Origin of the sequence: Limosilactobacillus panis (genome assembly GCF_019797825.1) — a bacterium.
In the GTDB taxonomy this organism is placed as follows: domain Bacteria; phylum Bacillota; class Bacilli; order Lactobacillales; family Lactobacillaceae; genus Limosilactobacillus; species Limosilactobacillus panis_A.
In genome coordinates, this window is record NZ_CP081857.1 from 1 (window position 1) to 10959 (window position 10959).

12 protein-coding genes, 1 pseudogene and 1 riboswitch are annotated in these 10959 nt (G+C 40.5%); of the genes and pseudogenes, 6 read left to right on the forward strand and 7 right to left on the reverse strand.

The genetic code is table 11. From position 1 onward, the window contains the following. Positions 1–51: 51 nt before the first annotated feature. Positions 52–663 (reverse strand): recombinase family protein, encoded by a 612-nt coding sequence (locus KZE55_RS10100; RefSeq protein WP_222260108.1) that lies wholly within the window; start codon positions 661–663, stop codon positions 52–54. Between the two features lie 172 nt (positions 664–835). Between KZE55_RS10100 and KZE55_RS10105 the strand changes: the two genes are divergently transcribed. Continuing rightward, positions 836–1624: a hypothetical protein gene (locus KZE55_RS10105; protein WP_222260110.1), complete on the forward strand. Its 789-nt coding sequence runs from the start codon at positions 836–838 to the stop codon at positions 1622–1624. Positions 1625–1675: 51 nt separating this feature from the next. On the opposite strand, the gene KZE55_RS10110 is transcribed toward KZE55_RS10105, so the two are convergent. Then, positions 1676–2665, reverse strand: coding sequence for an IS30 family transposase (locus KZE55_RS10110; RefSeq protein ID WP_222260112.1), 990 nt, complete (start codon positions 2663–2665; stop codon positions 1676–1678). Between the two features lie 156 nt (positions 2666–2821). Further along, positions 2822–3304 carry a Dps family protein gene (locus KZE55_RS10115; protein WP_222260114.1) on the reverse strand — a complete coding sequence of 161 codons (483 nt, stop codon included), beginning with the start codon at positions 3302–3304 and terminating at the stop codon, positions 2822–2824. A gap of 160 nt (positions 3305–3464) precedes the next feature. Here KZE55_RS10115 and KZE55_RS10120 point away from each other — a divergent pair, with 160 nt between their 5' ends. Next, entirely contained in the window at positions 3465–3680 is a 216-nt protein-coding gene (locus KZE55_RS10120) for an adenine-specific methyltransferase EcoRI family protein (protein WP_222260116.1), read from the forward strand. A gap of 224 nt (positions 3681–3904) precedes the next feature. On the opposite strand, the gene KZE55_RS10125 is transcribed toward KZE55_RS10120, so the two are convergent. Beyond that, positions 3905–4810: an IS3 family transposase gene (locus KZE55_RS10125; protein WP_315853409.1), complete on the reverse strand. Its 906-nt coding sequence runs from the start codon at positions 4808–4810 to the stop codon at positions 3905–3907. Beyond that, positions 4747–5360 (reverse strand): annotated as a pseudogene (locus tag KZE55_RS10130) (transposase). The gene KZE55_RS10125 and the pseudogene KZE55_RS10130 overlap by 64 nt, the downstream one beginning before the upstream one ends. Positions 5361–5584: 224 nt before the next feature. Here KZE55_RS10130 and KZE55_RS10135 point away from each other — a divergent pair. Both KZE55_RS10135 and KZE55_RS10140 read left to right on the forward strand, forming a co-directional pair. Continuing rightward, positions 5585–6655, forward strand: a complete 1071-nt coding sequence (locus tag KZE55_RS10135; RefSeq protein WP_222260098.1) for a 2,3-butanediol dehydrogenase — start codon at positions 5585–5587, stop codon at positions 6653–6655. 93 nt (positions 6656–6748) lie between these two features. Continuing rightward, positions 6749–6855, forward strand: a riboswitch (TPP riboswitch). Positions 6856–7005: 150 nt separating this feature from the next. Continuing rightward, a complete protein-coding gene (locus KZE55_RS10140; RefSeq protein ID WP_222260100.1) occupies positions 7006–7596 on the forward strand; it encodes an SDR family NAD(P)-dependent oxidoreductase in 591 nt (196 codons plus the stop codon). A 4-nt stretch (positions 7597–7600) separates the two neighbouring features. On the opposite strand, the gene KZE55_RS10145 is transcribed toward KZE55_RS10140, so the two are convergent. Next, positions 7601–8158 carry a transcriptional regulator gene (locus KZE55_RS10145; protein WP_222260102.1) on the reverse strand — a complete coding sequence of 186 codons (558 nt, stop codon included), beginning with the start codon at positions 8156–8158 and terminating at the stop codon, positions 7601–7603. A 162-nt stretch (positions 8159–8320) separates the two neighbouring features. Between KZE55_RS10145 and KZE55_RS10150 the strand changes: the two genes are divergently transcribed. After that, a complete protein-coding gene (locus KZE55_RS10150) occupies positions 8321–8554 on the forward strand; it encodes a type IIL restriction-modification enzyme MmeI (RefSeq protein WP_222260104.1) in 234 nt (77 codons plus the stop codon). 19 nt (positions 8555–8573) lie between these two features. Continuing rightward, complete coding sequence (gene mscL / locus KZE55_RS10155) at positions 8574–8948, forward strand: large-conductance mechanosensitive channel protein MscL (protein WP_222260106.1); 375 nt, start codon at positions 8574–8576, stop codon at positions 8946–8948. A 757-nt stretch (positions 8949–9705) separates the two neighbouring features. On the opposite strand, the gene KZE55_RS10160 is transcribed toward mscL, so the two are convergent. Further along, positions 9706–10479 (reverse strand): replication initiation protein, encoded by a 774-nt coding sequence (locus KZE55_RS10160; RefSeq protein WP_072574873.1) that lies wholly within the window; start codon positions 10477–10479, stop codon positions 9706–9708. Between the last annotated feature and the right edge of the window lie 480 nt (positions 10480–10959).

The window sequence follows — 10959 nt, forward strand, 5'->3', positions numbered from 1 at the left end:
GACCAATTCCGATATACTTTAATACTTTCCATAGCATACAATTACCCTCTTTTAGTTATTCTGGTCAATACGCTTTAAAATCCTATAAAGTTGCTGTCTTGAAAGTCCATACTTACGGGCTAGACCAGCTTTACTCTTATAATTGCCAGATTGATAATCTTTCTTGATACCTTCAAAGACTAGCCTGCCTTCACGGTCTGAACTGTCTTCGGAAAACTTAGTAGGACGACCTTTATAAGCACCACGCTTCTTAGCTTGTTCGATACCTTGACGCTGACGCTCTCTAATCTTTTCCCGTTCGTTCTGGGCCACAAAACCCATTAAACTTATCATCATGTCAAGCATGAACTGGTCAACAAGATTGTTGCCAGTGTGGGTCTGTGGTAGGTCATCAACAATCAGACTTACACCTTTATTCTTTAGCTCCTGTACTAGGCGCTGAATGTCTTTGTAATTACGGCTCAATCGGTCCAGACTAATAACCTCTACCGTGTCACCTTCACGAACATAAGAGAAAAGATCATGAAGCCCTGGCCGGTCGGTAGTCTTGCCGGAAAGCTTATCAGTAAAGACTTTATCTGCTTCAACTTCTTTAGCTCTAGCCAATTGCCGTGCTAAATTTTGCCCCTTACTAGATACCCGTGCATAGAATACTAATGCCATTTGAATAACCCCCTTATTTCTCTACACCCTTATGTTACACCTAAATGTTACAGTAGTAAAGGCTTAATGTCGGGGCTTATGAATTGAACGTTAGAGTGTACTCAAAAGTTACACTTTAAGGAAAAGGAAAAGAGATATAATTTAAACATGCAAAAGGATAGGAGTAAGTCTTATGAAGAAAAGAATAATTTTAACATCAACAATACTGTTGGCTAGTTTGGCATTAGCAGGCTGTGGTAATAATCAATCGACCAGTAACTCAACCAAAGCAGAGAATTCCAGTCTAAGGGCGGAAGATTCCAGCTTGAAGGCTAAAAAGTCGAGTGAAAGACAAGCGAAGTATAGTGAGCAAGACTATGCTTTGATGGCTTACTTGAAGTTACAAGGACAGACTGCTAATGAACTAAATCGTAACAAGGATAATATGAACTGGAACCAAGACGGTAATACTTATCACATTGATTTTGGCGCTCATACGACTTCTATGACAGTTACAGAGGATAATGTAGAAGTTACTTATGATAAGCCACAAGAGGATAGTATGGGCCACGATAATGGACATAAGACCTACTCTAAACAACAATTAGCTAAAGAATTTGGCAATCAAAAGAGTGTAATTGAAGAAATTCTAGGTTCAGTGGGGCAAGGGCAATCCAGCAATAACCAGACTAACTCAAATAATAATGGCTCAGCCAATGATGGTCAGCAAGCCAAATCAAGCTCATCATCAAATTCTTCGAGTCCAATCAAATCTGCTCAAGACGCTGCTAATCTTGTTGAGCATAGTATGCACAGCGAGCCTGGTACGTTTCAAGCAACTCCTACTGGTGATGGAGGATATGCAATTCATGGTGGTGGACAAGACGGACAAGTAGGATATGTACATAGTGACGGTTCTATTACTTGGTCATCTGGTGATACTCAATCGTATGGAGACTTATCAGCACCTACTACAAATTAGCTCTAAAGGTATAACAAGGAAATCGAGTGCTAAAGAATATGACTTGAATTGTCAAATTAAGTGCAACACTACATTAAAGAATATTTCATAAGGCGTTTTCCATCCGAGACATTTACGGGGACGATTATTCATTTGTTCTGCATATGCTTGTATCCGGCGGTCAGTAATTGAATCAAGGTCAGTTCCTTTTGGCAAATATTCGTGAAGCAAGCCGTTAGTATTTTCGTTAGTTCCTCGTTGCCAAGGAGAGTGAGGATCGGGAAAGTAGAAGGGCGTACCAAACTTATCAGTTAAACATTGAACTTTGGCAAACTCTTTACCCCTATCCGGGGTAATCGTTAACGATCTACCAGGCCATAGCTTCATTAAGTCGCTCAAAGTATCCGTGACTGCTTCTGAAGTTCTTTTAGCAGCTTTACCAATAAGCAGGTAACGAGATTTTCGATCAACCAATGTAACGACACAAGCCTTTCCGCTTTTGCCTAACACGGTATCACCTTCCCAGTGACCAATTTCTACACGGTTGTCAGCTTCTCGCGGACGATCATGAATCTTGTTGGGGATTGGAATCTTGCCTCGCTTTTCTTGATAAGCTTTATTGTGGCGAGACTTGCCGTGATGCCTTAGATGGCGCACGGCACTAGAGCTGCCAGATTTAAACAAATTATCAAATAAGCCATTGAAAATCCCACGGTAAATAGTCGTGGTACTGATCTGCACCGGATACTTTTCGACTGCCAAGCGATTCGATATTTCTTCCGGAGACCAAAGGTCTTCGCAGAAGTGTTCTTTCACCACTTCAAACACCTGAGGATTACTCAAAAGAGAGACTCTGCCACAATTGCCTTTGCGCTGTTTATACTTCTCCTGAGCCTTCGAAGGTGAATAGGATCTACCAGTAGAATTACAGCTTAATTCTCGAGAAATGGTTGAGTAACTTTTCTTGATATGGCTGGCAATCTCACGAAGTGAGTTTCCATGATTCCTCATTAAAAAGATAGTTTCCCGTTCATCTATGGTAATATGCTTGTAGTGGTCCATGGCTAAATTCCTTTCATGATTGTTTTCGCAAACATCATTTTACAGAAATTTGGCATGGGCCATTCTTTATTTAATTAGTGTTGCACTTAAAGTGTAAATTCAAGCATAAGAAAAAGACCATATTGCTACTCGTTTATAGCCATATGGTCTTTTATATTAGTCAGCGAATGGTGCTTTGCCTAGATAAGCACTGATCATCCAAATATTTTTATCGGTTTCATCCTTGAAGCCATTAAGCATATCTTGAGTTGGGAAGTCTTTTTCTTCGTCAGTAACTTCGATTCCTTTTTGGTATTGGTCACGTAGGTACTTGAATTGATCAACTAGCCGTTGCATGAATTCAGTCATCGTTAATTGATCAAAAGCGACTTTGTCATCTGGTAGGCCAGTATTTTCAATGAATTCGTGAGTTGTTGCCAGTGGGCTGCCGTTTAAAGCAATCAAGCGTTCTGCAATTTGATCGAGCTGTTTGCTTAGTTGATCGCCATATTCGTCCATCAGCGGATGGAGACGGAAGAAGTTTTCACCGCGCATATACCAGTGTGTTTGTTGAACGTTGACCTTTAATTGGCTGATATCGGCAATCAGTTGATTGAGTTGTGCTTTTGATTTTGGAAAGTCATAATTGTAAGTTGTCATAATGAACCCCTCTTCATAACTATTGGTTACACTAATACTATAACAGTTGTGAAAGCGTTTTTTCAAATCAAATACTTGTGGTCCATTGGCGGTATAAATCTTCGATAATTGCTACGGTGTGGTAGGTGAGTGTCGGCGTCATAACTGGGCTAGTCAGTTGATGTTGGGACCAGAGTCGATTAAAGTGCTGAATCTCAAAAACAAATTCGCTATTTTGAGTGACCTGTTAAAGGCTTCGGGAATACGAATTGATGAGCAAGGGCATCGATATATTAGAGTTAAGGGCGTGCGTTGGTTTACTAACATGGACTATAAGCAACGTCATGACGATTTGATCTTATATAAGAAATATAGGAAGTTTGTAGAGCCTTTATAATCCGAGATAATCAAGTAAAGGAAAAAGAAAACAATTTTAACTTCGACGATATTATTAGCTAGTTTAGTTCTAGCAGGTTGCGGCAATAATCAATCAGCTAAGTCAGAAAATTCAAGCTTAAGGGCTGAAAACTCTAGTCTAAAGAAAAGTGAAAATATAAACATTGTGGGTTCCTATAAAGATGGTACTGTACCCTGTCAAGTTGACACATTAAATAATAAAAACTAGTTGGCCTTGCCGAAGCGGTATTCTGCTGCGGTAAGGTCATTTCTTTTGCCTGAAATAAAGGAATGCGTAAAGTAATCGATACCTTCTGTCACCAGCTGTTCTAAGTCTTCAAACGTTTGTGGTTGTGGTGAGTGTGCTAACCAGATAGATTTAAAATCAGCCCACCAGTGCTCCATCACCGCATTATCAGCTGGCGTTCCTGGGGCTGAGTAACTATGTTGGCTGTTATTACTAGCCAAGTAGTGGTTGAATGCTTTGGAAGTATATGCTGCTCCGCGATCAGTGTGGATTAGCGGTGCCAGACCTCCGGCTTTCTGCTTGGCCATTTGAAATACTTTAATAGCCCCAGTACTCGTTTCTGTAGGCGTAATAATCCAGCTAAGTGGGTATTGACCGTATAGATCCAGGACAACGTGTAGACGGACTTTGTACTTACGAATGTTGTAGGCAATTTCCGTCGTGTCCGTCGCCCACACCTGATTTGCGGCAGCTTGTTCAAACTGGCGGTTCAGGGTATTCTGTGCTTCATAAGTTTCCTGCTCCTGCACACGTTTTCTCTTAGGCTGACGATAGTCCGCTTTAATACTGTGTTCCTTCATAATGCGCATGACGCGCTTCTTGTTAACTGTGTATGATAATCTTTCCTGCTTTATCAAACGGGTCATCTTGTCATAACCAACGCAGTGTTTATGTTGTGCTTCTAACTGTTTAACGAGCTTTAGAATTTCTTGATCTTGAATATCATGAACCGTCGGTTCATGGGTAAGCCACTTGTAGTAAGCCTGCCGACTTACCCCGGCTGCTTTAACTAGATCAGATACATTATACCCACTTTGGCTCATTTCCTGAATCGCTTGATATCGTCCGGCCGTTCCACCTCCCGATTGTGTATTTCGACCAATTTTTTGCGAAGGCAATCTGTACCTCCCGTTCCTTCGCTTTAGCTTTCAGCTGCCTTACTTCTTGTCGTAATCTTTCCACTTCATTGGTTGGTGTTTTGCCTTTATGGCGACCCCGGTTATCCTGAAGGGCTTCCCAATCGTGAGTTCTTTGGTACTTTTGTACCCATGAATAGACCCGTTGATAGCTGACATTAAATTTTTCTGCCGCGGCTTGATAGTTATACTCGTGATCAATTGTCCATTGAGTAATTTGCCGTTTCTCCTCAAAAGTAACTTTTCGGCCCACTTTCCTAGCTCGCTTTCTTGTTGCGTAAGCAACACTTAATTGTCCACTATTGTACCGGACAATCCATTGATGTAGTTGGGAAAGACTACGAATTTGATATCTATTGAGAATTGCTTGGCCTGACAGGGTACCTGAAAGGTAAGCTTTAACGGCTGATCGCTTGGTTTGAAGTGTGTACCTGTGATTGTGTTCAGGGCGAATCAATCCAGCCAAACCAGCCGTTAAAAATTGTTTAATCCATCTGTTAAGGCTAGAGGTCCGCACCTGGTGATAATCCGCGTATACCCCGAGTGAGTAGTCTGAATCTTGGTAATTACTGAGTAACCTTAATTTTTCCGTCGTTGAATATGTTCCTATTCAAAACACCCCCTAGAGATGACACTTTTATTATTTAAAGTGTCAACCCTAAGGGGTATTGTACGCGCTTTCATCTTGATGTAAAATATAGGTGTTTTAGGAAATGAATTTTCATTTTGGAGGCTAACCTTATGAAAGCAGTAAGAATCTATGGTGAAAAAGATATCCGGGTTGAGGACGTTTCGATTCCGGAACCTAAAGATGATCAAGTTCAGTTAAAAGTGAAGTTCTGTGGGATTTGCGGCAGTGATTTGCACGCCTACCTTGAAGGGTGGGGCCTGCCAACGGTGCCGTATCCATTGACCGGCAAGACGGTGCCGATTACGTTAGGCCACGAATTTTCCGGTGAAGTCGTTAAGGTCGGTAAGGACGTCGATGATTTGAAAGTCGGCGATCGGGTTGCCGTTGAACCGCTTCTGGCCTGTGGCAAATGCGAAAACTGTCGCGCCGGCAACTACAACTTCTGTAACCGGGCGGTTTCGACCGACGGTGCCGGGAACTTCCTGGGATTTTCTGAAGACGGGGGCATGGCTGAGTATGCCAATGTCCAAGGCGTTTTCGCCCACAAATTGCCGGATGATATGAGCTACGAACTGGGCGCCTTAGCTGAACCAACCGCCGTTGTATACGAAGCCATCAAGAAGAGCCGGCTGCGGGAAGGTCAAGACGTCGCTGTGATGGGGGCTGGCCCAATTGGATTGCTGGAAGCCGTCCTCGCTAAAATTGCCGGCGCCAACCACGTTTACATCGTGGACGTTTCCAAAGTTCGTTTGGAAAAGGCCAAGGCGCTGGGAATTGAAAACGCCCTTGATCCAACCCAAACCGACGTCGAAGCCTTCATTAAGAAGGACTTACCAAATGGCGTTGACATCACCTTTGAATGTGCCGGGGTCCAATCCACATTTGACTCGGCCCTGAAAGTCACCAAGCGGACCGGAACGATTCAAATTGTTGCGCTGTACGGCAAGCCGTTAACCATGAACATGACCGACGACCTGATTATGCAGGGCCTGGATATCATCACCACCCTGTGCTACAACAATTCGTTCCCGAACGTTCTGGGGATTATCGACAATAATAAGGATCTGTTCGAGCAGGTCATCACTAAGAAAGTCAGCCTGGACGACGCGCTGGATCAGGGCATTAAGATGCTGGCCACCGATAAGTCACAGGTGAAGATTATGATTGATCCGTCGCTTTAAAAATAAAATGGGAATGCTGGTTGTTAGTACGGCCATGAGAAATTATGCCCACGTTCTGATCGGCTGTTCCTGTGCTATACTTTAATTGCTTAACCAAACTGCAAGGGGAGCCATTGCGCTGAGAGTAGATTGCGACCGCAGTCTTAACCCTTTTACCTGATCTGGTCAGTACCAGCGGAGGAATGCAGCCACAATTACTGGAAATTGATGCGTTATTAAATCTTGATTGAGGTTGAATTCACTGCGAATTCAACCTCTTTTTTGGATGATTGGCTGGCAGTTAAATTAAGTGAGTGAATTGAACGGTTGTGATGACGGGGTTCATGAATTTAATTTGGAGGCATAACAAAATGACAAAGACAGTGCTAATTACAGGCGGTAGTCGGGGATTAGGCGCGGAAACCGCCAAGCAGTTTGCTCAGATTGGTTATAACGTGGTCGTCAACTACTTTCAGCACCCTGATTTGGCAAATAAAGTGGTTGCCGACATTGGCGCCGATCATGCAATTGCCATTAAGGCTGACGTTCGTGACCGGGCGGCCGTTGACCAGATGACTAAGGAAGCAGTCGACCACTTTGTCTTTGAATTAAAGCAGAACTTTTACTCTTTCAAGCTTTCCGAGTTATCCGCGGTTAGGTCTAAGTATTCTTTGACGCTCTTAAAGCTCTGGAACGCTAACTCCATGGGTAAACTAAAAAGGGCCACCATTAAAGGCACCCTTGAAGAATGGGAAAGTTGGTTCTTAGGTACTGATAAGGACGGAAAACCTAAGAAATGGAGCGCCGGAAGATTCCGTCAACGGGTCTTGGGAGTAAGTATGAAGGAACTTGGCAAGATATACCCCAAGACAATCTTCTACCTTACGACCGAAAAGACCGGAAGGAAGGTAACAGGGTACCAACTGGACATTACGCCAGTTAAAACCGTCTTGGAAATTTAATAGATTACCAGAATTGCCACCAACGTTTTGAGGTGGATTTTTTAGTGCCTGTCGGCTCCTCTGCGTCCTTTTTCTCCGATGATGAAGAATTAGTCACGTTAGTTGTTTCGCCATCTACTACGTCCTTGTCAGAGCCTCCTGGCAGCATTTGCATCTTCTGCTCTAGTCCAAGGTGTAACTTCTGAGCTTGGTCAGCTAATCTATAGGCAGAAGCAATCTGCTCATCTTTAGCCTTAAGTTGGTCAGTAAGAATATCATTATCGTGTACTAGTTGCTCATTAGCCTGTTTGAGTTGCTGAACCTGTTCTTTAAGTAAATCAACGATTTCATCTTGCCGTTCTTCCTTGTGGTTGGTGTACTTCTCCTTTTTCTTCCGACCTTCTCCTTGCTTATAATGTTTCACTACTAACTCCTTGTCTGCCAAGGAATAGAACTTCTTCCCTCGTTTTTCTGTCTTTACGGGTCGTAAGTTCCGACTATTCGCAAATTTATCAAACGTTGAACGGGCTATTCCTGCGTCTTTTATGATTTCATTAATGGTATAGAACTTTTCTTCCGACATTCTTCCGTCCTTCTTCCGTCTTTGGAAAGTCGTGCAATATTAATACTTTCGTTCTTATTCTATCATAAAGGAAATTACACCTTACACGAAAGAAGAAGGGCGGAAAGTAAGTTAATTAGTGGTTATAATATTAAGTACTAATAGCACGAAAGGAACTAGACTATGCCAACACGACAACAAGCAGCACGAGAATTTGTGAAGACCTGGTCTACTGATAATAAAGGGCGAGAGGACGCAGATCGACAGACCTTCTGGAACGATTTACTACAACGAGTTTATGGAATTGACAACTACTATGACTACATTACCTATGAAAAAGATGTTCAGGTAAAAGCTGATGGCAAAGTAACCACTCGAAGAATTGATGGGTATATTCCTTCTACCAAAAGTATCTAGCGAAAAAAAGGAGGCTCATATGATTAAAGAATTTAAAGACTTTATTTCACGAGGAAATGTTGTTGACATGGCAGTCGGGATTATCGTTGGGGCTGCATTTACATCAATCGTTAAGTCGTTGGTTAATAACCTTGTCGACCCGTTAATTGGGATATTCGTTGGTAAGATCGACCTTTCTAATCTCGTCTTGACAATTGGCGATGCCCAGTTCAAATACGGTAGTTTTCTTAACTCAGTAATTAACTTTTTGATCATCTCCTTTGTCGTTTTCCTGATGGTTAAAGCGATTAACCGCTTCAGAAATAAAAAGGAGGAAGAACCTGCAAAATTAAGTGAAGAGGCTCAATACCTCAAAGAAATTACTGAGCTGTTAAAGAAAAATGAAGGTAAATAACTAAATAGATTCCTGCTAATGGATTTATTATTTTTTAGCGGGAATCTATTATTTTTATTATCTTATTCCGTATTTATCTAACAAGAGTGGAATGTAAATCAGCGGAGAACTTGTCTACTTGGTTAACTGGCTATCAATTTTTGCATTTACGAAAAAATACTATATTTTATGAAGTGCATGATGAATAAAGAAAGGTTAAGATACTACGAATCTACGATAATCGAAGAGATATATTAGCTAATTTGCTGGAATATTTAGATAAGAAAGAAGAGTAATAGTTACTAATTTAGTAGTTGTTACTCTTTTTTACTTGGTTAAATATTGTGTACATGTTTTTTTACCTAGAAGTAGTACACGTATTAAGGCAATAAAAAAATCCCACATTTCTGTAGGACTTAATCTAATTCTAGGCTCTTTAATTCAGCCGTAAGTTAGCACCTCTTTTTACATCAAGTGTACACTATCGTACTAATGTAATAATGTTGAAAAAGTATCTTAGAAAGTAGCTCTTAACTCTTACTCTAGCAAAGGATGTCAGCATTTTTTAGCTTTTCAAATTGCAACAGATAGTGGGACTAAATTAAGACTAAGTTTAGCTAGAATTACCATAATTAGTTATTGAATAAAGGGAGATTAAACAAGATTAAGCCTAACCTAGTTCTTTTAAGCACCTAGAATAATACACTACTTATTTTTAGTAAGTGAACACGAACGCTATTTTAATCTGTTCAAGTTATTTCTTGCAATCTGCCTTTCATTAAAAATCTAAATGTGTATGTAGCCTAACGATGTCCAGATTGTAGCCAACCACTTTAACACCATTTTTCTTGGTTTCTAAAAATAATTGAGTATCAGGATAAAGTTTTTTTAATTCCCGTTCTGCATGCTTAAGGACATCTCTCTTAAATACACCAGCGGGCATTGTTCTAGGACTACCATCATTATTTGTCCCTAGAAACCAAAACTCCCATTCTTCAAGTGTTCCTTTAAGTGTTGTATTAGTTAATTTTCCCATACTGTTAGCATTCCATAATTTCATTAACGTTAAAGTATATTTGCTACGAACCCGTGCCAACTCACCAAGTTTAAAGGAATAGAAATTCTTTTTTAGTTGAAATACATATTTAGCCACGTCACGTGAAAATCTAAAATCAATTTGACCACTTTCAAAGCAGGCTATCCTGTCAAAGAGAGAAGTCATAAGTATTCCTTTATCCCCACTTGGCTTAGTTATAACAAGATATATAGCGGTATTTTCATTAAGGCCTTTAAAGGCTTTTACTATTCGCTGGTAGTTTTTTCCACTAGAATTCAATCCAAGATGATGAATAATGTCCAAAGCTTTAGCAGAATATATCATATCAGCAGTATCTTCCTTTTTAACGTAGGAAAAACAATAATCTAAAACTTTATGTTCAAATGAAGTTAAGTTACCGAAAGCCCTGGCTAAATCATTGCCTTGCGTAACAAGATAATCTTGTCGAGTTAAGACATTATTCAGAGCTACGTCCATTTTCTTATCTTGGAGCATGTTTATATACCTCGTACTATTTTCTCATTAATGAGTATTATACCTTTTTGTGATGGTTTTAATCAATAAAGCATATCATCTCATAAAGCACGTACAAAAGTCTCATAAAGCACGTACAAAAGTCTCATAAAGCACGTACAAAAGCCTCACAAAGCACGTACAAAAGCCTCATAAAGATACTCTTATACTACTGATATTATCACATTTCTGCGTCCCCTAATGTATATAAATGTATAAAAATGTATGTCTTAATGTATTCCTATTAACCAAATCAAAAAGAAAAAACCATAATAGAACGATTTTAGAAGAAGCATATAGATTTTATAGTAAGACAAATTAAACAGGCTCTAACAGGCTCTCACGGCTTGCTAGGGCCCTTCTTTTGTTAGTGGTCACTTATGCCCCCTATCACTAGAGCTAAAATCATGTAGGGTCAGTTCACGGGGTCTAACATGCTAAACAAACAGAATGCAACCAACA